19 protein-coding genes are annotated in these 21,230 nt (G+C 64.6%); 5 read left to right on the top strand and 14 right to left on the bottom strand.

Going from position 1 to position 21,230, the window contains the following annotated elements:
* Window positions 1-101: 101 nt before the first annotated feature.
* Entirely contained in the window at window positions 102-1,061 is a 960-nt protein-coding gene (locus UP06_RS10205) for a helix-turn-helix transcriptional regulator (RefSeq protein ID WP_045002417.1), read from the bottom strand.
* Window positions 1,062-1,355: 294 nt separating this feature from the next.
* Between UP06_RS10205 and UP06_RS10200 the strand changes: the two genes are divergently transcribed.
* The 3 genes from UP06_RS10200 to UP06_RS10190 all read left to right on the top strand — a co-directional run bounded on the left by UP06_RS10200 (window position 1,356) and on the right by UP06_RS10190 (window position 4,864).
* Complete coding sequence (locus UP06_RS10200; protein WP_045002416.1) at window positions 1,356-1,598, top strand: hypothetical protein; 243 nt, start codon at window positions 1,356-1,358, stop codon at window positions 1,596-1,598.
* Window positions 1,599-1,616: 18 nt separating this feature from the next.
* Entirely contained in the window at window positions 1,617-1,868 is a 252-nt protein-coding gene (locus UP06_RS10195) for a GCG_CRPN prefix-to-repeats domain-containing protein (RefSeq protein ID WP_050031594.1), read from the top strand.
* A gap of 293 nt (window positions 1,869-2,161) precedes the next feature.
* Window positions 2,162-4,864, top strand: coding sequence for a T6SS phospholipase effector Tle1-like catalytic domain-containing protein (locus tag UP06_RS10190; RefSeq protein ID WP_045002415.1), 2,703 nt, complete (start codon window positions 2,162-2,164; stop codon window positions 4,862-4,864).
* 54 nt (window positions 4,865-4,918) lie between these two features.
* On the opposite strand, the gene UP06_RS10185 is transcribed toward UP06_RS10190, so the two are convergent.
* The 13 genes from UP06_RS10185 to UP06_RS10120 form a co-directional block, all read right to left on the bottom strand.
* The gene (locus UP06_RS10185; RefSeq protein ID WP_045002414.1) at window positions 4,919-6,808 is read right to left on the bottom strand and encodes a PQQ-binding-like beta-propeller repeat protein; all 1,890 of its coding nucleotides are present in this window, start codon (window positions 6,806-6,808) and stop codon (window positions 4,919-4,921) included.
* Window positions 6,809-6,810: 2 nt separating this feature from the next.
* Window positions 6,811-7,278: a hypothetical protein gene (locus UP06_RS10180; protein WP_045002413.1), complete on the bottom strand. Its 468-nt coding sequence runs from the start codon at window positions 7,276-7,278 to the stop codon at window positions 6,811-6,813.
* 9 nt (window positions 7,279-7,287) lie between these two features.
* Complete coding sequence (locus tag UP06_RS10175; protein WP_045002412.1) at window positions 7,288-9,030, bottom strand: alpha-amylase family protein; 1,743 nt, start codon at window positions 9,028-9,030, stop codon at window positions 7,288-7,290.
* A 146-nt stretch (window positions 9,031-9,176) separates the two neighbouring features.
* Window positions 9,177-9,860: a hypothetical protein gene (locus UP06_RS10170; protein ID WP_045002411.1), complete on the bottom strand. Its 684-nt coding sequence runs from the start codon at window positions 9,858-9,860 to the stop codon at window positions 9,177-9,179.
* Window positions 9,861-9,947: 87 nt separating this feature from the next.
* Window positions 9,948-10,679, bottom strand: coding sequence for a hypothetical protein (locus UP06_RS10165; protein WP_045002410.1), 732 nt, complete (start codon window positions 10,677-10,679; stop codon window positions 9,948-9,950).
* 132 nt (window positions 10,680-10,811) lie between these two features.
* Entirely contained in the window at window positions 10,812-11,060 is a 249-nt protein-coding gene (locus UP06_RS10160) for a hypothetical protein (protein ID WP_045002409.1), read from the bottom strand.
* 564 nt (window positions 11,061-11,624) lie between these two features.
* On the bottom strand, window positions 11,625-12,398 hold the full coding sequence (locus UP06_RS10150; protein ID WP_045002407.1) for a thioesterase family protein: 774 nt from the start codon (window positions 12,396-12,398) through the stop codon (window positions 11,625-11,627).
* 188 nt (window positions 12,399-12,586) lie between these two features.
* Window positions 12,587-13,555 (bottom strand): NAD(P)H-dependent flavin oxidoreductase, encoded by a 969-nt coding sequence (locus UP06_RS10145; protein WP_045002406.1) that lies wholly within the window; start codon window positions 13,553-13,555, stop codon window positions 12,587-12,589.
* Window positions 13,556-13,710: 155 nt separating this feature from the next.
* A complete protein-coding gene (locus UP06_RS10140) occupies window positions 13,711-15,111 on the bottom strand; it encodes an aspartate ammonia-lyase (protein WP_045002405.1) in 1,401 nt (466 codons plus the stop codon).
* 35 nt (window positions 15,112-15,146) lie between these two features.
* Window positions 15,147-15,683, bottom strand: coding sequence for a hypothetical protein (locus UP06_RS10135; RefSeq protein WP_045002404.1), 537 nt, complete (start codon window positions 15,681-15,683; stop codon window positions 15,147-15,149).
* Window positions 15,684-15,729: 46 nt separating this feature from the next.
* Window positions 15,730-16,332, bottom strand: a complete 603-nt coding sequence (locus UP06_RS10130) for a YqaA family protein (protein WP_015688913.1) — start codon at window positions 16,330-16,332, stop codon at window positions 15,730-15,732.
* A 36-nt stretch (window positions 16,333-16,368) separates the two neighbouring features.
* On the bottom strand, window positions 16,369-16,773 hold the full coding sequence (gene hisE, locus UP06_RS10125) for a phosphoribosyl-ATP diphosphatase (RefSeq protein ID WP_045002403.1): 405 nt from the start codon (window positions 16,771-16,773) through the stop codon (window positions 16,369-16,371).
* Between the two features lie 116 nt (window positions 16,774-16,889).
* The gene (locus tag UP06_RS10120) at window positions 16,890-17,261 is read right to left on the bottom strand and encodes a hypothetical protein (RefSeq protein WP_045002402.1); all 372 of its coding nucleotides are present in this window, start codon (window positions 17,259-17,261) and stop codon (window positions 16,890-16,892) included.
* A 386-nt stretch (window positions 17,262-17,647) separates the two neighbouring features.
* On the opposite strand from UP06_RS10120, the gene UP06_RS10115 reads away from it, so the two are divergent.
* On the top strand, window positions 17,648-19,456 hold the full coding sequence (locus UP06_RS10115) for a glucan ABC transporter ATP-binding protein/ permease (protein WP_045002401.1): 1,809 nt from the start codon (window positions 17,648-17,650) through the stop codon (window positions 19,454-19,456).
* A gap of 188 nt (window positions 19,457-19,644) precedes the next feature.
* On the top strand, window positions 19,645-21,096 hold the full coding sequence (locus tag UP06_RS10110; RefSeq protein WP_045002400.1) for a D-alanyl-D-alanine carboxypeptidase family protein: 1,452 nt from the start codon (window positions 19,645-19,647) through the stop codon (window positions 21,094-21,096).
* Window positions 21,097-21,230: the final 134 nt, after the last annotated feature.

The following is a 21,230-nucleotide window of genomic DNA, read 5'->3' as shown; positions in this document are numbered from 1 at the left end:
ACTGTCTTTCTCCACGGGGGCAGAAGAGCTGGGTTACGCGCCCAGCCTTCGCTTTTCGAGCTTCGGCAGGCCGCTAACCCACCCTACGCAGCATCAATCCCTCACTTCCCCCGTGCCGCGGTCGGCGTCAGGCCGTAGCGGCGGCGAAAGCAGCGGTTGAAATAGGAGAGATCGTTGAAGCCGCAGGCGAACGCGATATCGCTGATGCGGCCTACGCGATGGGCGAGCAGGTCGGCGGCCTTGCGCAAGCGCAATTCGGTCAGGCGGGTGGTGAAGCTGGCGCCGGCTTCGAACAAGAGCTCATTGACGTAACGCTCCGAGAGACCGGCGCCGGCCGCGAGCTTCTGCGCGGAAAAATCCGGTTCGTGGAAACGCGCCTCCAGGATCGTCAGCACGGCTTTCAGCCGCACCGCGCGCAGGCCCCGGCGGCGCGCCGAGGCCGCGACGTCGCTACGCGCGCCGAGGCCAATCGCGGCGAGATCGAGCAGGTGGGCGGCGATCGCCATGCCGGCTTCGTCGGCGGCAGTGGGATGGCGAAGCAGGAGACCGCTGTAATCCATGGCCAGCGACAGCGCGCCGCCGGGCTCGAGCTCGCGGCCGACGAGATCGTCCACGTCGGGCACCATCGCCCGCAGCGTGGTGACCGGCAGATGCACGTTGGTGAAGCGCTTATGGCTGGCGCCGTCGGCTGCGAAGAACGGCTCGTCGAGCTTCAACAATACCATCGATCCCGGCCGCATTGTGAATTCGCGGCCGCGATGGATCACCTGCGAGGGCCGATCACCAGTGTTGCGCGCGAGGCAATAGCGGTCGTCGCCGGTCTCAATCACCTGGCGCTTTTCCCGACGCACCGTGATGAAACTGCCGTCGCAGCGGCCCAGCATGGTGGTGCCGATGTGGATCGAATTCATCGTCGCGCGAAACGGCACGTCGGCGGCCGGATCGAGCTCACCGGTGTTCGAGAAGTGCTCGAACAGTTCAGCGAACTGGATGAAACGCTGCCGGTCGGACAGACCCTGCGGCAGCATGTCGGTCGAGAGCGTCTTCTTGATCACGGGCATCGATACGGACTTCCAGGAAAGACTTTTTCGAAAAAATCGCGCGCGAAATGGCCGAGCCTCGCAGACCGGGGATGAACCTGCGCTGAAGGTCGGCGGTCACAGGCTACCAGCACGGCGACCTGATTCAAGCAGCGCCGGTCAGTCCAAGCCGGCGCGCGGCCGGCGCCGGATAGTCCAAGACGGGCGGCCCGCCCTCATCCTATTCAGGCCGCGGATGCGACATCCCGCCACACGCGAATCGCGTCCGGGCAACCGGGCGGCCCCAGCCTGACGCCCGCTGGAGGAGACAACGACATGCGAACCTCTCTACCCCGCAGCCTCGTGCTCGGCGGCGCCATCGCAAGCAGCCTCTGCATCGGCTATGCGCTCGGCGCACAGCCGCACATGGACGAAGCCGTCGCAATCCTGCAATCGGCGCGCGCCGAACTCGCCAAGGCCGAGCCTAACAAGGGCGGCCATCGCGAAAGGGCGTTGGGACTGATCGACCAGGCGATCGCCGAAGTGCGCGCCGGCATCGCCTTCGCCGCTACCCACTGACATCCGGGAGGACAACGCATGATACGGACCATTTTTGCCGCGGCGCTCGCGCTCGGCGCGATCGCGGGCTCTGCCCAAGCCATGCCGCTGGCGCCGTTCGGCGCGCAGGGCAATGGCGATGTCATCGCAATTGCCGGCGGCTGCGGCGCCGGCTGGCACCGCGGCCCCAATGGCGGCTGCCTGAAGAACTTCGCGGATCCCGCCGCGCATGCCTGCCCGCGCGGCTATCACATCGGCCCCGGCGGCGCCTGCCGCGGCAACGGCCGGTAAGGATTGAGCCACGCGACCTCTCTGCGCTGTTGCACAGCGTCACGAGCGGCCGCTTCACAAAACATGTCATGCCCGGGCAAAAGCGCGAAACGCGTCTTCGCGCCAGATGTCCCGGGCTTTTTCGTCCTTCATTCCGCGGCGAGCCGCCACGGCGAGGCACCGCAATCGCACTTGCTACCTCGGCGGGTTTGTGCACAGAATGCACTCACATTTTAATTACGCAAACCATTGATTGAATTCGGGCGCCGCCCGATCCGGAATCGGACGCGCTCCCGCAATTGCCGGAGGGGCTCATGTCGCACCACGACGTGGAAGATCGTGCCGTTCATTCCGCTCAAGACGACGCGCGCAACCAGGCCAATGCCGGCGCCAGTCAGGCGAAGCGCAAGCTGGTGTTGTTCGCGGACGGAACGGGCAACGCGTTCACGACACAGGAATCCAGCGTCTGGCGCCTCTACGAGGCGCTGGACCATACCCAGCCAGATCAGATCGCGCACTACATCAAGGGCGTCGGCACCGCCGGCTGGGCGCCGTTTGCGGCCATCGACGGCGCCACCGGCATTGGCGTGCCTTCCAACGTCCGTAAGCTCTATCGCTTCCTGTGCTGGAACTGGCGCGAGGGCGACGAGATCTACATCTTCGGCTTCAGCCGCGGCGCCTTCACCGCGCGCACGCTGGCAGCCTTGATCGCAAGCCAGGGTCTGGTGCCGGCGGTGATCGGCGACACCCCGGTGTCGCATGCGGAGATGGAGCGCAACGTCATGTCCGCCTGGCGGGAATACCGCAGCGACACCGTGCCGATGAAGAAGAGCCTGCCGACGATCTGGATCGCGCGTTTCATCCGCGACGTCCTGCTCCATCTCTATCATTCGATCTGCGGACACCGCTCCTACGCCGATGTCCGTGCGGCAATGAACGGCCGCAAGGACGTCAACATCGAATTTCTCGGGCTGTTCGACACGGTCGAGGCCTTTGGCGTTCCAGTCGAGGAGCTGCGCGTCGCGATCGACTGGGCGATCTGGCCGATCTCGTTCCGCAATCACCGGCCCTCGCACAAGGCGAAGCACATCTGTCACGCGCTCGCGCTCGACGACGAGCGCACCACCTTCCATCCGCTGCGGATCGATCAGAGCCACCTGGCGCCCGACCAGACCGTCAAGGAGGTGTGGTTTGTCGGCGTCCATTCCGACATCGGCGGCGGCTATCCGGATTGCACATTGTCCTTCGTGCCGCTGGTCTGGATGGTCGATCAACTCGCCGGCAGGCTCCGCTTCCAGAGCGGCACCATCCAGCACTTCGAGGACTATCAATCGGCGATCGGGCCAAGGCATGATTCACGCAGTGGCGCGGCGGTGCTGTACCGCTACGGCCCGCGTCCGGTCCTGCCAGGCGCGGCGAATGGCGGCGCGCCTGTGGTGCATTTCGCCGTGGTCGAGCGCATGCTGCACGGCTGCGACGACTATGCGCCGATCATGCTTCCGGCCGACGCCCGGGTGCTGATGCCGAATGGCGACGAGCTCGACCTCACCGACGAGGGAACTCGCGAGACGATGAAGACGGCCTATCTGGCGAAGGCCAGGGGACCGCGACGGCTAAAGGAGGCCGACGCCTTCACCGCGATGAGCATGCCGGACGCCGCGATGGCCTCGCTCACGCGCGACACAGTGTGGTGGCGACGCGTCGCCTATTTCTCGCTGCTGTTCATGGTCGGCGTGATCGCCGTCTGGCCCTTGATCGCGCATCCGCTGGTGCAATGGTCCAAGCAGCCGGTGGGCCACCAGGGGATCTCCATCATCGCCAACATCGACTGGGTGTTTGGCGCCGTGGTGGCTCCGCTCGCCAATCTCATCAGGGACGTGCTGCCGTCCTATGCCGCGCCCTGGCTCAACATCGCGATTTACTATCCTTTCCTGACCTCGATCGTGGTCGCACTGACCTGGTGGGTCTGGAACAAGAACTCGGAGCTGCGCGACACCATCCAGGAGCGGGCGCGTCTCGCCTGGAATACGCCGCGCCGCAAGGCGAGCCGCAGTCACATCGACGAGCCGGGCCCGCTCCTGAAGTTCGGCCACTGGATGCGGATGCATGCCGGACCGGCAGGCCGGGTCATCACCAAAGGGCTGGTGCCAGCGGTTTTCCTGTTTGCGGTCTTCGGCTCGACGGCGCTCGTGCTGTCGAACAGCCTGTTCACCGGGCGCGTTGCGCTCGGAAAGGTCTGCATGACGAGCCAGGATCCCGCCCCACCTCAGATCGGCACGCCAGTACGCGACGAGCCGACCGACGCAACCACGCTGTTCGATACCAAGGCCTTCTGCTGGTGGAGCGGGCTCGCCGTCGAGAAGGGCCGCAAATACCGCGTCTTTGTCGAGGTCAAGGACCCCTGGTTCGACCGCACCACCATGAGTGGAGCGAACGGCTTCCAGACGCACGGGCTGCGCCACTACGTCGCTTTGCCCGAGTTGCGTCTGTACGCGGCAAACTGGTTCCAGCCAGTGGTTCGCATCGGAACGAAAGGAATGAATGATCTGCCGTTGCAGGCCGTCAACGTGATCCCGGCTGACGCTTTGCCGCGTCGGACGAAGCCGACGATTCCTGCCGAGGACGATGTTGAAGGACAGGATCAATACCCAGTCAGCCTCGACGACATCGACCAGTTCAAGGGCGGGCTGAAAACCCTCGGCAATTTCGAGCCAATCCCGCAGGCCATGCTCGATGATGCAGGACAGGTCTGGAAAAAGGAAGGGCTGACTGATCGCGTCGTCGCCGAGTTCGTCGCGCCCGACTCCGGCGAGCTGTTCTTCTACGTCAACGATGCGGTGCAGATCTTTCCGCAGCTCATGCCGGAATCGATGGTCCCGTCGTGGCTCCAGGTCCTCCAGGGACCGCCGGATCTGTACTACCACAACAACACCGGCACGGCGAAGATCACGGTGCAGCGCCTGCCCGCACCGCCGCTGCCCTCGGCGAAGACGGCGTCGCCGCTGGCGAGCAAGTAGCGTCGCACCACCTCGCGATGCGCCTGCGGACGGCATAAGCCGGTCGCGACAAAGCTAGTTGGTCAGTCCATAAACATCGAGGCGCCCGTCATAGGTCGGGCGATAGATGCGGCCTTTCCAGATGATCGGGCGATTGAACTTGGGGTGCGTGAAGGCGTGCTCCGGGCCCCAGTTCTCGCTGTCCCAGATCACCTGGAGCCGCTTCGAGCCATCCGGGTTGGTCGCAAAGTTCTGCACGTCATAGACCAGGAAGCGGCCGGGGCTGCGCAGCATGTTGCTGTCCTGGTAGGGCACCATTGCCACGATGATGCCGTCCGCGCCGTTGTTGGCGGCGAGCGTGATGCTCCAGCCGGGCATGCCGCCCGGCGGACGCGGCGATTGCGGCGAGGCGATCTCGTTGGATCCGGCGAGATAGGTCGTGGTCCCGTCGGCCGCGATCGACCAGGCCCTCAGCGCGCTGTTCTCGCCGCCAACGAAATGCATCGTACCGTGGACGGCGGACGAGAACAGCAGCGGCGTGCCGTGCAGATGCCGCGTTGCGCCACCGGGAAACAGATTCAATTGCATGGGCGAAGCCGGCGCCGGCGGCACGGCGGGATCGAAGTAAGTATAGAGGATTGGCGGCATGCGCAGCTTGGCATAGTTTGCGGCGAAATGGCCGGCCGCGAGATCATCCGGCTGCGTGTTGCCGAGCGCATCGGCGTTGCCGGTGTAGAGAACGCCATCCTTGCCCGCGGCAAGCACGGCGTGTGACGAGGCGACATAGACCGGACCGCCCGATCCAAAATCCTGATCACTCCACATCGACTCGTTCATCGCTTCCATCTGCTGCGCAACGACCGGCGCGATCCGCGCATCCATCGCGTCGGGACCGGAGGTCACTGCGACATGCGCCATCTCGCGCGCATGAATAGGCTTCAGAGCCATTCCCATCCGCCTGGCATGGCCGATCACCGAAGTCAGTGAGACGTTGGACGGCAGCGCGTGCTCGTCATCATCATCGTCGTGGAGCGCCGCGGCGGCTGTGGCGCCGACGCGGTTGGCATCGGTCCATGGGGACCACCACGACACCACCTCGAAACGCGCATGTTGCCCCGTGTGCAAGGCCAGCCGCACGATGCTCTCGCCGAAATCGCCATGCTGCGGCGAGAACGCGCCGTTTCCGGTGATGACGTAGATCGCACCGTCGGGCCCGATCGCGGGACCGGCCCCGCTCTGCCACAGCCCGCCACCGATGCCGGTGACGGTGGAGCACCATGCGGCCGCAAGATGCCAGGCATGGACGTCGACCGCGATCAGCCAGCCGCGCGCCGTCTTCGACGTCTCGGCGATCGTGCCGAAGGGAATCAGCACATGATTCTGTGTCAGTGTCAGCGCGCTGCGTTGCTTGCGCTCGGCCGAGACGAATTTCTGCACGGTCAGGCCGCCCGGCGGCGTATAAACTGCGCCCTCGAGGTTCAACAGCCCGTGCACCTTCGAGCCGTCGCTGATCCGCAAGCCTGCGAGAAAATGCCGGCCCTTGGCGACACTGCCGTCATCGCTGATCCAGGTGCAGGCGTAGAGAATGCCGGCCGCCTCGTCGATCACGGGGGTCGAGAGAATCCCCCAATTGACGTTGGTCAAATGGCCGTCGATGGCCCGTGTTCCGACGATCGGCCGACCAAGATTCGTCGCCCAGACCTTCTCGCCGGTCGCCGCATCGAACGCATAGACCCAGTTGCCCATTGTGGCCTGGAAGATGAGATCGCGGGTTTTGCCATCAGGCGTCTGCACGCCGCCGACCGCCAGCGGCTGCGCCTCGAGCCGCGGATCGTCCGGTATAGGAATGCTGAAGAGTTTTGCGATGCCCTTGGTGCGGACGGCGGTCGCCGTCAGCACCGTCTCGGAATCGTTCGCGCCGGTCCTGGCCTGGTCATAGCTGCGGGTCGTGACGGAGGCGGCCATGGTCAGGCTCCCCAAACAAGCAGGCTTCCGGCTGCGATCAGGCAAGCCGCCGCAAGCGGTCGCGTATCACGCAAGCCTGCACGCCACCAGTTCAGCACGATGGCCCCACAGGCAAAGCCGAGCCCAGCCATGATCGCGCTCGCCAGCGCCGCAAGAACCGGCGCCTCGGGCGTAGGCGACACGACGTTGTCGATCGCCAGCAACGGCGGCAGCACATAGAGCCAGCCCGGCGCGTTCAGGAGACGTTGCGCGATCGGATGGCGCACGACCAGCACTGCGCCACACGCCATCAGCAGGACCGCGGCAATCCCACCCGCGAGCGGCACGCTGACCCCGAGTGCCGAGCCGAGGCCGTCGCAGAGGCCGAACATCAGCGCGAGCGGCAGCACGTGTCGCCCTGGAACGATGAATGAGAGCGCAAAGGCAGCAATGAGACTGTCGGCGGACGTCCACAACAGATGGAATGACATGAGACCCTCTCAAATGACTTGTGGAGCAAGGTAGGTAAGATCGATTGAAAACGCTGCGCCGTGCTCCGGTAGCTGCCGGCCCGCGACACGGATATGATGTTCGCCCGTCACACCAGTCGTTCCTTCCGCGCTGACGTGGTCGCCGGTGCACAAGGCCTCGACCACGCTGTGCCCGCGCGCGTCGGTGACGGTGACCTTGAGCGAACCATCTGCCGGCACGCCGTGGCGATCGAGGCCGACACGCAGGGCGATCTTCGAGCCCTGCTCCACCCAGATTTGTCCTGTCTCGGTCTCGGCATTGGTGGCAGGTCTCGTGTCGAGATCGGCCGCCCCAAAGATCGTCTGCGTGGTGTGGCGCGGATGCCGGATGGACGCGAGGTTCAGGCCGGCGCGCGAGAAACACAGATAGCTCTGGCCCTTGCTGAAGGCGTTGCTCGGAATCGTGAAGCTCGCGACGCCATTTCCGTCCGTCCGGATATCGTCGTGATGGCCGGTGTAGTCGTGCAGATCCACATTGGCCCCGAACGCGGTCTGGCAGCGGATCGCACGCGCGTTCATGGTGTCGAAATTCAGCGCGGTCAGCAGGCCGGGGGCGCCGGTCCTGTTGAGCACGACGACCTTGTCATCGAGAAAGCGGCCGGCGGTTGGCCCGTTGGCAAGGTGCTCGTGGATCCAGACGAGATTGTCGATCCACGGCTTCAGTCCGTAGGCACCCGGCCAGACGCTCGGCGGGAAGTAGTCCTTGCCGTAAACGAACGGGTAGCCTTCGATCGACAGCAGGAAGGCATAGGCGAGCAGCTTGTTGCTGATGACCTGCTGGCCGGGCGAAGTATCGGTGTCGGGATTGTCGACGAAGGTACAGGTGAGATCGGGACGCCAGCTGGTGTAACCCGCGCCGTCGAGCACGCGCGCATTGCCGCCGTCGCAGGCCGATTGCAGCGCCCAGTGCATCGGGAAGTCGGCCACGAGCGAGCGGCCGCTGAGCGGTGGTTGCGTCGCCCAGCCGTTGAGGATCGCGCGATTGCCGTCGAAATACTCCGAGTAGAAGAATTTCGAGGCCATCACGCCATGGGTCATGAATTCCCGGACGAAGGGCGCCCAGGTGCCCTTGACGTCGTCGAAGCGCGCACCGTCTGCGCCGGTGGTGCGAAACACCCATTCGCCGAAGTCGAGCGCGTCCTCGATCGTGACGCGCGGCGGGCGGCAGCGCTGGTAGGATAGCTCGCGACCGAACGGAAAATCGTCGGGCGGGCTTGGCACGTCATCGTCTGGTAGATCGTCCGGCGGCACACCGCGAAACCAGCCGGGCGCGGTGGTGCTCCGGCCATTCAGCGTCTCGCCGTCCGCACCGAGATAGCAGAAGACGCCGGGACCGCCATTCTCTCCGCTGCGCTGGTGCAGAACGAGATCGAGATAGACGTCGATATCGCAGGCATGCGCAACGGCGACCAGACGCGTCAGCGACGTTTTCGTACCGTAGCGTGTGGCGAGCGAGCCTTGCTGGCTCTTGCTGCCGATGTCGCGGGGATCGAACACGCCGTAACCGTCGCAGCCGGGACCGGCGCCGCCCTGCGCCTTCGACGTTGGAGGTAGCTGGATCGCAGTGAAGCCGACATTGCGGAGTGCGCGAACATGTGTCGCGAGGAAATCGAGCAACCAGGGTGCGCCGCGCCCATCGACGGGCGCCGGCACGGTCACGCGTTCGCCGTGCGGACCGAAGAAGCGTCCCCAAGCTAGCAGCGCTACTTCCATGACGCGGCCTCTGGCTGGCAGCGTCAATCATGCCTTGGGCGGAGATCATCCGGAAGTTGAAATTTGCGGCAAGCGCTGCCGTAGAACGAACCCCCGCTCACGATCGCGTGCGCAGCGAGGCGAGGCAAGGCGAGATGCGTCAGGTGTTAATCGTCAGTCCCGAACAGCATGAAGCCACTGCGCGGACGGCGGGCAACATCGCGTACATCGGAATCTTGGCGGACGTTGCGCGCGACATCATCCCAATTGGTCTGATCGCGTGCGCCGCTCGCATCGCGCGGGTCATAGCGGCGACGCTCGGCCCAACGTTCGCGCCGCTCCACACGTCGCCGCTCGGACGCCGCACGCTTCACGTCAGAATCCCTGGCCTTGGCATAGGCGTTGTCAGGTGAGGAGGCCGGCTCTGTGGATGCCTGCTGCTCGACGGGTTTCGTTACTTGCGGAGGCGATGCGGGAGCCGGTTTCGGCGGCTCGACCGCGGCTGTTGTCTGCGGCGGTGGCGGCGCCGGAGGTTCCGCGCTCGCCTGAGTGGTCTGCACATCAGGCTTTGCTTCTGGCTTCGCTTCGTCCTGCGCCTGCGCAGGCGCCGCGATTACTCCGCCGAAGGTCTGCGATCCGGTGAGATATTGAACGCGCTCTGACGGCGCGCTCGTCGTGGTCGTCGGGCTCGCAGCCGGTTCAGTGCGCTGCGCCATCTTACCGGTATCCGGCCCCTGCTTGGGCGCGATCGGATGCATGATGTTGCCGCCGACGATACCGCCGCCGAGGCCAATAGCGATGGCGGCGACGATCGATCCGGCACCGACGAAATAGGCTGTCGAGGCGCGCATTGGTCCACTCCCTGTTCGGAGCGGGCAACGCGTGAGGATTGCCGGATGTTCCTGATATTCAGTGGTTCCCCGAGGGGAAACCGGGCGTCAGATCTGCTGCGCGACCTTCTCGAGCCCAATGATGCGGGCGAGCTTGCGCACTTCCTCTTTCTGGTCGTCACGCAGCTGGAACAGCAGCGGCATCGCGGCCGACTTCAACTGCTGGACTTCGTCGCAATTCGGATCGATCGGCACGCCAGGCGCGTTCGGATTGGAGAGCTTGTTGGCCGAGATCTTGCGGACGACATTGCGCAACGCGGTCTCGACCGAGGGCCAGTAATATTCCTGCGAGGACGACAGTTTCAGGCGATCCCTGATGCCCGCGATCTGCACTTCAGACAGCAAAGAATAGGACTTCTGCGGCTGCGGCTTGGCGGCGACCTTCGGCTTGGCAGGGGCCTCGGAGAGCGCACCGGTTGGCGCCTCTGCGGTGGCTGGCGCCTCCAACGAGGCAACCTTGGTCTCGCTCCCCTTGAGCTTGGGGAAATCAGACGGCGCGGCCGCTGCAAAGGCCTGGCGCAACGGCTCGGTCAGGACGGGGGCCTGCGACAGCTTGTCGGCGGGAACCTGCACCGGATCGATCGCGGCCGAGGCCAGGGCCAGCGTCGGAACCAGCCGGTCGGCCTTGGCGGCGCGGTTGGCAGCGAGCGGCTTCGGCGGGGCCTGGGTGATCATCTCGGCGCTGACGCTGGGCACGCTGTCGCGCCCGAGAATGGCAGTGGTGGCGGCGCCGAGGACGAGGAAACAGGTCAGCACAATGATGGTGATGGCTCTGGACAAACGTCTCTCCGGGAGGGCCGCTTCACGATGTTGTTAGCAATGCCGGGAAAAACGGCAATAATTAAGGCTTGAGTGTGCCTTTCAGGCGACAATTGCCATGCCTGCGGCGACATGGCCAAAAGCCGAGTGAAATCAAGCAGCTGCGGCCAGATCGTAGGCGTCCTGGATGTCGGCGACGATCTCGGAGGCTTCCCAGACGGCGCGCGGCTCGACCGATTGCAGCGTCACCGTCCAGTTGCCGCCCCGGCGGGTGCGGGGAACGCTGAGGATGTCAAAGCGGACATTGCGGCACATCGGATGACGGGCCAGCGCATGCGCCACGCGGACGCGGATTTCGTCCAGCGAAGCCTGTGTCTTGGAGTTGAGAAAATCGAAGTCCATAGCCTGTCCCTCTCGGTCCTGATTGGCGGCCGTGAGGGGGATTCTGGGCGAACGATGGTTAATCTGCCGTTAAGCGCGGCGGGCCGGAGCTATGCGGGATTAACTGTGCTGGTGGGCCGAAGCCTGCTCTCCCTCCCCGCGCACATGCCGCGCGAAAGCCGGCGCGCGGCAGCATCCTCACCCGGGATTTTACGGGGTTGTTGTGGCCGGCAAACAACAGCGCGCCACAGAGCGTGTGGAGGCGGTGCGCGCGCAATTGCCGGCGAATCTACGAATCAACTAGATCGCTGAACGGGGCTGGGAAGCGGAGTATCAAATGAGAGTCGCTTCCTTGGAAAGTGCGGTGGCTGCGGTCACGTTGATCACGGCTACCGTTGTGGTGCTGTGGGAGATCAAGATCTTCTACGGCATGTGAACTGGCAGGACGCTGGCGTCGAACAAGAGAGCCTCCGGACAAGAAGAGGTTCGCGACCAGGGCATCCCTTCCGCGGCGGCGGAAGTCTGCCATTCAAGTGGCACCAGGACAAATAGCACCCGGACTTGGCGCGGCCAAAGCCGTCACGCTCACCGCTTCTCGATCACCAGACTCTGCACCGCTCGCCCGAAATAGCCTTGCCTGTCTGCGAGCCGCGACATCGCGAGGCCCGCGCCGTCGGGACCGATCCAGGATTCGCCGTCGAGCAAGATCCACTCACCGACCGGCTGGCGCGCAAAGTTCACGGTAAGGTCGGCGTTGATGTAGGTCCATTCGCGGAAATCGAGCGTCGAGGCGGTGCCGTTGGAGAAATCCGCGGCGACCACGGCGCGCATCGCCTGCGAGATCGCTTCGCCCGCGATCAGCGGATGGTCGACGCGAAACCAGATCGCGCCCGCACCGGCCTGGCCGAAGCGACCGCGCGCGGCGCGCATCGAGACCGATCGCACGAACGGGCTTGTTGCGGCGTGGCCGTCCTCGGCGAGCGAGTCCTCCGGCGAGGGCAAATTGACCGGCAGCTCCCTGACGTCGTCAGGGAGCGTCAGCGCCTGCGTCTTGATCTTGAGCACGGTGGCGCCGACAACCTGCACGCCGTCGGCGAGCAGCTTGATCTCGCAGAGCTGGATCTTGCGGCCCTCGCGCAAGACTTCGGTCTCGATCGTGAGCGGTGCCACCGGGACGGGGCGCATCAGATCGATAGTGACGCGCGCGATCGCCATCGGCACCGGCGTCGGGATGCGTTCCGCCGCCCACGTCACCAGCGAAGCCGGCGCCGAGCCATGCTGCATCCGCCGGTCCCACGGACCCGCGGCATCCGGGCTGGTGACGACACTGTTGCCGTCGACGCGGTAGATCGCGGTCATTGTCTCTCCGTGATGCACATTCGGAGTTCAGCAAAAAGTGTCGTCCCGGCGAAGGCCGGGACCCATAACCACAGGGAGCAGTTGTAAAGCGAAATCGTGGTTGGTATCGAGCGCAACAACGACCCGTCGGGATTATGGGTCCCGGCCTTCGCCGGGACGACAGATGAAAGATGCCGGGACGACGGTGCCTACAACGGCGGATCGATCGCCTCGTCATATTCCTTCTTGAAGCGCGCGATCAGCTCGGCGGCGGGCAAGACCTTGTCGACGCTGCCGATGCCTTGGCCCGAGCCCCAGATCTCCTTCCAGGCCTTCGGCTTGGCGCGCTCGCCGGAGGCGTCGGTGCCGAAATTCATCTTGGAGGGGTCGGAGGTCGGCAGGTTTTCCGGATCCATGCCGGCGGCGAGGATCGACGGTTTCAGATAATTGCCGTGCACGCCGGTAAAGAGGTTGGAATAGACGATGTCGTCGGCGCTCGCACCCGCGATCATCTCCTTGTAGTTCTCGACCGCGTTGGCTTCCTTGGTCGCAATGAAGGCCGAGCCGATATAGGCGAAGTCAGCACCGAGAATGCGCGCGGCACGGATCGCCTTGCCGTTGCCGATCGCGCCCGACAGCGCGATCGGGCCATCGAACCATTTTCGCGTTTCGGCAACGAAGGCCAGCGGCGAAATCGTGCCGGCATGGCCGCCGGCGCCGGCCGAGACCAGGATCAGGCCGTCGGCCCCCTTCTCGATCGCCTTGTGCGAGAATTTCTGGTTGATCACGTCGTGGAAGACGATGCCGCCCCAGCCGTGCACGGCCTGATTGAGCTCCTCGCGCGCACCGAGCGACGAGATGACCATCGGCACCTTGTACTTGGCGCAAAGCTGCATGTCGTGGTCGAGCCGGTTGTTCGACTTGTGCACGATCTGGTTGACCGCGAACGGCGCCGACGGCTTGTCGGGATGCGCGCGGTCATAGGCCGCGAGCTCTTCGGTGATCCGCGCCAGCCATTCGTCGAGCAATTCCGGCGGCCGCGCGTTCAGCGACGGAAACGAGCCGACCACACCCGCCTTGCACTGCGCGATCACGAGATCGGGCACCGAGATGATGAAGAGCGGCGAACCGATCACGGGGATCGACAGACGCCCCTTGAACAGAGCAGGCATGGACATTGCGAAACGATCCTTTGTTGGCAGGCAAATCGAAAGCTGGAAGCCATACCAACAAGGCAATCTTTCCACTGTCAAGTATTGCGTTTTGACGCCGCCCCCGGACGCCGTTACCGCAATTCCAACGCGCGGAATTCGCTACACAAAGCCGGCTGCCATCACCCGAGCATATCCGGATTGATCAGCCGCTCGAACGAGAACATCTCATCCCATTTCTCCTGGGTCAGCAGCTTGCGCTCGACCACGACGATCTGGTGCAGCGACTTGCCGCTCTTGTAACCCTCGCGCGCGATCTCGGCGCACTGCTTGTAGCCGAGCAGCGGCTTCAGCACGGTGACGATACCCAGCGAGTTGAGCACCATGTTGCGGGTGTGCTCGTCGTTGGCGGTGATGCCGACAATGCAGTTCTCGCGCAGGCTGTTGACAGCGCGCTCCATGGTGCGGATCGAGAAGAACAGCGCGAATGAGATCACCGGCTCCATCACGTTGAGCTGGAGCTGACCGGCACTTGCTGCCAGCGTAACGGTCATGTCGAGGCCGATGACGAGGAAGCTGGTCTGGTTGACGACTTCGGGGATCACCGGATTGACCTTGCCCGGCATGATCGAGGAGCCCGGCTGGAGCTGCGGCAGGTTGATCTCGTTGAAGCCGGCGCGCGGGCCGGAGGCGAGCAAGCGGATGTCATTGCAGATTTTTGTGAGCTTGCTCGCGGTGCGCTTGAGCACGCCGGAGAGCTGCACATAGGCGCCGGTGTCCGACGTCGCCTCGACGAGATCGCCGGCGAGAATGAAGTCGACGCCGGTCAGCGCGCTCAGATGCCGGACGGCGAGCTTGGGATAGCCGACTGCCGCGGTGACGGAGGTACCGATCGCGGTGGCGCCGAGATTGATCTCGCGCAGCAGCGCACGCGCTTCCGAGATGCGGTCGACCTCCTCGCCGATCGTGGTGCCCCAGCCGCGGAATTCGGCGCCGAGCGACATCGGGACTGCGTCCTGCAGATGCGTGCGCCCCATTTTCAGCACGCGTTCGAACTCGCGGCCCTTGGCGAAGAAGGCCTCCTGGAGCTGGCGCAACGCCGTCATGTAGCTCTCGAGCCGCAGGATCAGCGCCAGCCGGAACGCGGTCGGATAGGTGTCGTTGGTGGACTGGCCGTAATTGACGTGGTCGTTGGGGCTGACGTGCTGGTAGTCGCCCTTGTTGAAGCCCATCGATTCCAGCGCGAGGTTGGCGATCACCTCGTTGGCGTTCATGTTGGTGGAGGTGCCGGCACCGCCCTGGATGAAGTCGGTGACGAACTGATCCATCATGTCGCCGGCGATGACGCGGTCGCAGCCCAGGATGATCGCATCGGCCACTTTTGCATCGACCGCGCCGAGATCGCGGTTGGCCATGGCGGCGGCCTTCTTGACGTAACCGAGCGCCTTCACGAAGTAAGGCTCCTGGTTCATCGGAATGCCGGTGATGTGGAAGTTCTCCTTCCCGCGGATGGTCTGGACGCCGTAGTAGATGTCGTCGGCGATCTCACGCTGTCCGAGGAAATCCTGCTCTGTACGGCTCATGGGTGCTCCTTGTTGCATGCGCGCAGGCTATCGCATCAGTTCTGGCACAGCGCGCTGGTCACGAAAGTATCGGTGCGACAGTCATCCGGCTTGCGGGCTCGGCCCGGGATCAAAACCTTGGCCGAGCATTTTTCGGCGGAGTCGGCGTTCAGGCTCTTGCCTTCCTTGTAGCCCTTGCTCTGGCAGAGCTGGTCGGCGGCCTGCTTGCAGTCGGGCGCGCCGTTTGACGAGACCGGGCAGGCCGCGCGCCCCGAGACCATGGTGGACGGCTTCGCCAGCCGCGACAGATCGTTCATGGTCTCGCTCGGGCTTTTGATCGGCGGCAGCAACGAGGGCAGCTTGTCGAACAGCTTGCCCATTTCGTTGATCAGCCCGGGATTTTCCTCGCGCGCCGAGGGCGCCGACGTCGATGGCGGTGGTGCTGGCGCGGCCTGCGACCCCTGCTCCTGGAGACCGAGCGCCGGCGGCGTCGATTGCGGCCAACCGGCCCCGCCGGAGCCGAGCAGGACCAGCAGCATCGCTGAAACAAGCCACCCCAGCCGCACCGCCGGATTGCCGGATCGAACCATCATGACGGCAACCGTAACCGAAGCCGGCGCAGCGGCAAAGCATTGAGGTTTAGATCAGCTTGATCGCGATGACGAAGCCTAGCACCAGCACGGCGGCGCCAAGCGCGACCCACAATCCAAGATGCTTCTCGATCCTGACCCGGATCCAGTCGCCATAGCGGTTGAGCAGAATCGCCACGATGAAGAAGCGTCCACCGCGCGCCACGATCGAGCACAGGATGAACAGGCCGATATTATAGCCGGCAAAGCCCGAGGTGATGGTGACGAGCTTGTAGGGGATCGGCGTCAGCCCCTTGAGCAGGATGATCACCGCGCCCCATTCCGCATAGGAGGCGCGGAACGCATCGACCTTGTCGCCGAGACCGTAGACCTGGATCAGCCAGTGGCCGACCGAGTCAAACAGCAGCGCGCCGATGGCGTAGCCGAGCAGGCCGCCCACCACCGAGGTCGCGGTGCAGATCGCCGCGTAGAGCCAGGCGCGCTGCGGGCGCGCCAGCGACATCGGGATCAGCATCACGTCCGGAGGGACGGGAAAGAAGGAGCTTTCGGCGAAAGCCACGGCGCCCATGATCCAGAGCGCGTAAGGCTTGTGGGCGGCGTCGATGCACCAGTCGTAGATACGTTTCAGCATGGCGCCGCGATGAAGCACCATGGGGCGGATTTGTCCATCGCGAGTTTTGTGACGATTTTAGTGGCGCTTGCGCGCCACGCGGCCCTCGAGCGCGACAATTGGCCGCCGCGCCGCCACGCGCGGTGACGCGACTTTGGGCAGCTTCATGGAAGACTTCGGCAGCTTCTCGGCAATGCCGAGCATGTCCTCACGCCGAGTCATCTCGCGCCAGACATCCTCGGGACGCACGCCGGCCGAGGCCCAGAGCACGGTCAGATTGTAGAGCAGATCGGCGCTCTCCCGGATCACGGCTTGGCTATCGCCGTTGACCGCGTCGATGACGACCTCGATGGCCTCTTCGGCCAGCTTCTTCGCCATTTTGGAGGGGCCGCGCTGAAACAGCCGCGCGGTGCGCGATGTTGCCGGATCAAGATCCTTGGCCGCGAGCACAGCCAGATATAGCCGCTCAAGCGAATCACTCATGGTACTCAAAACTACTCTAAACCAATGGCGGACGCGTTAACGCCTGACAATAAAGCCAAAACAGGCCGGCGCGGCAAGCGCGACGGCCTGTTTTGGTCAACCTTTGGTAGCCAAAGCTAGTAGCAGTTCGTGTAGTGGCCCTGACCGCACATCTCGGACGGCGCGGTGCCACCGTAGCGCTGATACTGGTAGTCCGGGCCCGGGCCGTAATAGGGGCCGTTGCCGTAATAGGCAGGGCCGCTGTAGTAGGCCGGACCGCCATAATAGGGACCGTCGTCATAGGCGTAGGCGTTGCGGCTCGCGGCGATCGCAAGCCCGGTGCCGACGATACCGGCAATGGCTGCGCCGGCGAAAGCCCCCCCGCCGCCGCCATGCCAGTGGCGGCCGCCAGCGAACGACGCGGTGGGGGCGACGGTGGTCAGCGCCAGCACCGCCGCGGTGGCGAGAACGGCCTTGCGGCCGGCAAATTTCGAAAATCGGTCAAACATGCCTTGGACCCTCCTTGGGACCTTCAATGGTGCCTAGAGACAGGCTCATGCCCTTCAACACCCGCATCCCATGTTGGGTTCCCCAACCCCAACAGAAGCTGAACGGGGTTGCGTGATCATGACGCAACTGCCGCTCATCCGTCGTTCATATTGGAGTTTCAGGACGGCGGCGAACGGCGGGCTAAAGCGACACCAAACTGTTGCGGCGCAGACCCAAGAAATTTTGCCCAAGGAATTTCGGATTCGGAGGACGCGTCCATCAGCTTTCGCGAGCGGGGAGTTGATCAACTGAAGATAACCGGAAGCTTCCGCTGTATCTCGCGGGCCATCCCTGCTTAAAATGTCACCTCGCCGTCTCACCGGTTGCCTGGGTTAGTGCCTCCTTCATGTCCATTTTCAGCCTCTACACCCGTGTTCTCGAGCTGCTCGGCAAGGAGGCGCGGCTGGGCTGGCTGCTGGCGTTTGCCAATCTTCTGCTTGCCGCCTCGCAATTCGCCGAACCGGTGCTGTTCGGCCGCATCGTCGACGTGCTCTCCGGCAAGTCGGTGGCCGGATCGAACTCGGCCTGGCCGTTCCTGATGGCATGGGTCGCATTCGGGCTGTTCACCATCGCCTGTAGCGCGCTTGTGGCGCTGCAAGCCGACCGGCTCTCGCATCGCCAGCGCCAGGCGGTGCTGACTGACTATTTCGAGCACATCCTGCAACTGCCGCTGACCTTCCACTCGGGCACCCATTCGGGCCGGCTGATGAAAGTGATGCTCAACGGCACCGATGCGCTGTGGCGGCTCTGGCTCGGCTTCTTCCGCGAGCACTTTGCGGCAATCCTGTCGGTCATAGTACTGCTGCCGCTGTCGCTCTATCTGAACTGGCGGCTCGCCATCCTCCTGTTCGTGCTCTGCATCGTCTTCACCGCGCTGACGACCTTCGTCGTGCGCAGAACCTTTGGCATGCAGATGCAGGTCGAGGAGCACTATAGCGAGCTTTCCGCGCGCGCCTCCGACGCGCTCGGCAATGTCGCGCTGGTGCAGAGCTTCGTGCGCGTCGAATCCGAGGTGCAGGGCTTGCGCTCCGTCGCCAGTCAGTTGCTCGAGGCGCAGATGCCGGTCTTGTCCTGGTGGGCGCTTGTCACCGTCATCACGCGCGCCTCCACCACCATCACGGTGCTCGCGATCTTCACGCTCGGCATCTCGCTGCACGACCAGGGGCTCACCTCGGTCGGCGAGATCGTGATGTTCGTGAGCTTCGCCACGCTGCTGATCCAGAAGCTCGAGCAGGTCGTGAGCTTCATCAACAACGTCTTCATGGAAGCCCCGCGCCTGCGCGAGTTCTTCAACGTGCTCGATGCCGTGCCCGCGGTGCACGACCGTTCCGACGCGATCGATGCCGGCAGGCTCTCCGGCCTCGTCGAATTCAACGACGTCACCTTCTCCTATGACGGCAAGCGGCCGGCGGTCGAAGATCTCTCCTTTACCGCGCTGCCCGGCCAGACCATCGCGCTGGTCGGCCCGACCGGCGCCGGCAAGTCCACTGCGATCGCGCTGCTGCATCGCGCCTTCGATCCGCAGTCCGGATTCATCAGGATCGACGGCATGGACGTGCGCGGCGTCACGCTGACATCGCTGCGGCGGAACATCGGCGTGGTGTTCCAGGAGGCGCTCTTGTTCAACCGCTCGATCGCGGAGAATCTGCGCGTCGGCAAGCCGGATGCGACCGAAGCCGAGATGCGCAAGGCAGCCGAGCGTGCGCAGGCGCTTGAATTCATCGAGCGCAGCGGCGGCTTCGAGACCAATGCCGGCGAGCGCGGCCGCATGCTGTCCGGCGGCGAGCGGCAGCGGCTGTCGATCGCGCGCGCGCTGCTCAAGGACCCGCCGCTCCTGATCCTGGACGAAGCGACCAGTGCGCTGGACGCCGTCACCGAGGCCAAGGTGAACGCCGCTCTCGATGAAGTGATGAAGGGCCGAACCACTTTCGTGATCGCCCACCGCCTCTCCACCATCCGCAACGCCACGCGAATCCTGGTGTTCGACAACGGACGGGTCACCGAAAGCGGAACTTTCGATGAACTCGTGGCCAAAGGCGGCCATTTCGCCGAGCTCGCCAAGGCCCAGTTCATGGTGCAGGAGCAATCGCAAACGAATCCGCGGGCCAGCGTGACACCGGGTGAGGCTATCGCGACCGCGGCCAAATCCCCCTAGCAAGTCCCCGCAGGACCGTCGAAATTCGGCCTATTTCATTGCGGAATACCGGGTGGAAACCCCTATTCTCGACGCAAGAGCCGGTATAGGTTTGCGACGCCGCAAGCGGCGCCGCTGGATTTCAGAACCGAACAAAGATCACGAGAGCCGCCCGGAACCGGCGGGTCTCCAAGGACCGGAATCGGATAGTGCACGCCTTTCGCCCGCTGCTTCGCAAACCCCTGTTCAACCTGTTCGCCGCGGCTCTCGCAGTTGCTGCGCTGCTCGCACCGCGCACGGCGCATGCCGAAGCGCTGCTTCTGATCGAGGCCGACAGCGGCAAGGTGTTGCAGGCGGATAATGCCACCATTCCCTGGTACCCGGCGTCCGTCACCAAGATCATGACCGCCTATGTGACGCTGAAGGCGGTGAAGGACGGCAAGATCACGCTCGACACCTTGATCACGGTGTCGCCGACCGCGGCCTCGCAATCGCCGTCGAAGATGGGGTTCCGTCCGGGAACGCAGCTCACCGTCGACAACGCGCTGAAGATGATGCTGGTCAAGTCGGCGAACGACATGGCCGTGGTGCTCGCCGAAGGCGTAGGCGGTTCGATCGACGGCTTCTCGGTGATGATGAACGATACCGCCAAGAAGCTCGGCATGACGCAGACGAGCTACGTCAATCCCAACGGCCTGCCCGCCGACGGCCAGATCACGTCCGCGCGCGACCTCGGCATTCTCGCGCGCTCGTTCCTGCGCGACCTGCCGGAGTACGAATATTTCGTGCACATCCCGGCGATCCGCCTCGGCAAGCGCGTCACGGGGAATTTCAACAAGCTGATCGGTCGCTATCCCGGCGCCGACGGTTTCAAGACCGGCTTCATCTGCGCCTCCGGTTACAACCTCGTGGCCTCGGCCACGCGTAACGGCCGCCGGCTGATCGCGGTTGTGCTCGGCGCGAACTCGGGCACCGCGCGCGCGGTGAAGGCGGCGCAGCTGCTGGAGCGCGGCTTCAGCCAAGACAATCTGTCGTGGCTGCGTCCTTCGCTCGGCACCGTCGAAAACCTCGTGCCGGTCGACGCCTCGCCGCCGAACCTGCGCGAGGAGATGTGCGGCGGTCACCGCAAGCGGCCCGCCAGCGACGATGACGATGCATTGATCGCGACCAATGGCGGCACGTCCGGATCGGCATCCGCCACCGGCGGTGAAGCCCAGGTGACGTTCTTCACCGCGGGGCTTCAACCGCCCCTGATGAAGGCCTCCGAGTTGATGGCCTCGGCCCCGGCGGCCGCGGAGCCCGTGATTGTCTACACCGGGCCGACCCGCACCGGCACCGCCCTGATCGCAGCGGTCGCGGCCGACGCCGACCAGCAGGCCACCCCGAAGCCGCGTGGCAAGAAGTCGCGCGTCGCCAAGAAACCCGACGCCGGCAGCGACGCCAAGACGGATGGCAAGACGGCGACGGCAAAGCCGGATGCTGCGAAGCCTGACACCAAGAGCGCAGCCAAGCCGGCTGCGATCAAGCACGCCGCGGCCAAGCCCGATGCGGCGGCGAAGCCGGCCGCGAGCGGCGATCAGGCGGCCAAGCCCGCCAAGCCCAAGGCAGCACCCAAGGCGGCCACCAAGCCTGCGGCCAAGCCCGCGCCGAACAACAGCTAGGTTAGTGGCGCAAACCCGTTACGCTGCACCCGCACTTCGCACTTGCGGCAGCGGTTTGCGACAATTCCAGTAGCCACTTTTCGGCCTTTGCCCTAAGCCTCGACCGCTTGCCAGCCGTTCCGGCAGGCTCGATA

The organism is Bradyrhizobium sp. LTSP857 (assembly GCF_000938285.1).
GTDB lineage: Bacteria > Pseudomonadota > Alphaproteobacteria > Rhizobiales > Xanthobacteraceae > Bradyrhizobium.
The sequence above is the reverse complement of the archived record's forward strand: the minus strand, read 5'-3'. Positions and strand labels throughout refer to the sequence as shown.

Excerpts from the sequence above, each read along its gene's own strand:
- UP06_RS10175 (WP_045002412.1), bottom strand. The coding sequence starts at position 9,030 with ATGGAAGTAGCGCTGCTAGCTTGGGGACGCTTCTTCGGTCCGCACGGC.
- UP06_RS10145 (WP_045002406.1), bottom strand. The coding sequence starts at position 13,555 with ATGTCCATGCCTGCTCTGTTCAAGGGGCGTCTGTCGATCCCCGTGATC.
- UP06_RS10160 (WP_045002409.1), bottom strand. The coding sequence starts at position 11,060 with ATGGACTTCGATTTTCTCAACTCCAAGACACAGGCTTCGCTGGACGAA.
- UP06_RS10190 (WP_045002415.1), top strand. The coding sequence starts at position 2,162 with ATGTCGCACCACGACGTGGAAGATCGTGCCGTTCATTCCGCTCAAGAC.
- UP06_RS10135 (WP_045002404.1), bottom strand. The coding sequence starts at position 15,683 with ATGATGGTTCGATCCGGCAATCCGGCGGTGCGGCTGGGGTGGCTTGTT.
- hisE (WP_045002403.1), bottom strand. The coding sequence starts at position 16,773 with ATGAGTGATTCGCTTGAGCGGCTATATCTGGCTGTGCTCGCGGCCAAG.
- UP06_RS10185 (WP_045002414.1), bottom strand. The coding sequence starts at position 6,808 with ATGGCCGCCTCCGTCACGACCCGCAGCTATGACCAGGCCAGGACCGGC.
- UP06_RS10120 (WP_045002402.1), bottom strand. The coding sequence starts at position 17,261 with ATGTTTGACCGATTTTCGAAATTTGCCGGCCGCAAGGCCGTTCTCGCC.
- UP06_RS10180 (WP_045002413.1), bottom strand. The coding sequence starts at position 7,278 with ATGTCATTCCATCTGTTGTGGACGTCCGCCGACAGTCTCATTGCTGCC.
- UP06_RS10130 (WP_015688913.1), bottom strand. The coding sequence starts at position 16,332 with ATGGTGCTTCATCGCGGCGCCATGCTGAAACGTATCTACGACTGGTGC.
- UP06_RS10140 (WP_045002405.1), bottom strand. The coding sequence starts at position 15,111 with ATGAGCCGTACAGAGCAGGATTTCCTCGGACAGCGTGAGATCGCCGAC.
- UP06_RS10195 (WP_050031594.1), top strand. The coding sequence starts at position 1,617 with ATGATACGGACCATTTTTGCCGCGGCGCTCGCGCTCGGCGCGATCGCG.
- UP06_RS10205 (WP_045002417.1), bottom strand. The coding sequence starts at position 1,061 with ATGCCCGTGATCAAGAAGACGCTCTCGACCGACATGCTGCCGCAGGGT.
- UP06_RS10170 (WP_045002411.1), bottom strand. The coding sequence starts at position 9,860 with ATGCGCGCCTCGACAGCCTATTTCGTCGGTGCCGGATCGATCGTCGCC.
- UP06_RS10150 (WP_045002407.1), bottom strand. The coding sequence starts at position 12,398 with ATGACCGCGATCTACCGCGTCGACGGCAACAGTGTCGTCACCAGCCCG.
- UP06_RS10200 (WP_045002416.1), top strand. The coding sequence starts at position 1,356 with ATGCGAACCTCTCTACCCCGCAGCCTCGTGCTCGGCGGCGCCATCGCA.
- UP06_RS10115 (WP_045002401.1), top strand. The coding sequence starts at position 17,648 with ATGTCCATTTTCAGCCTCTACACCCGTGTTCTCGAGCTGCTCGGCAAG.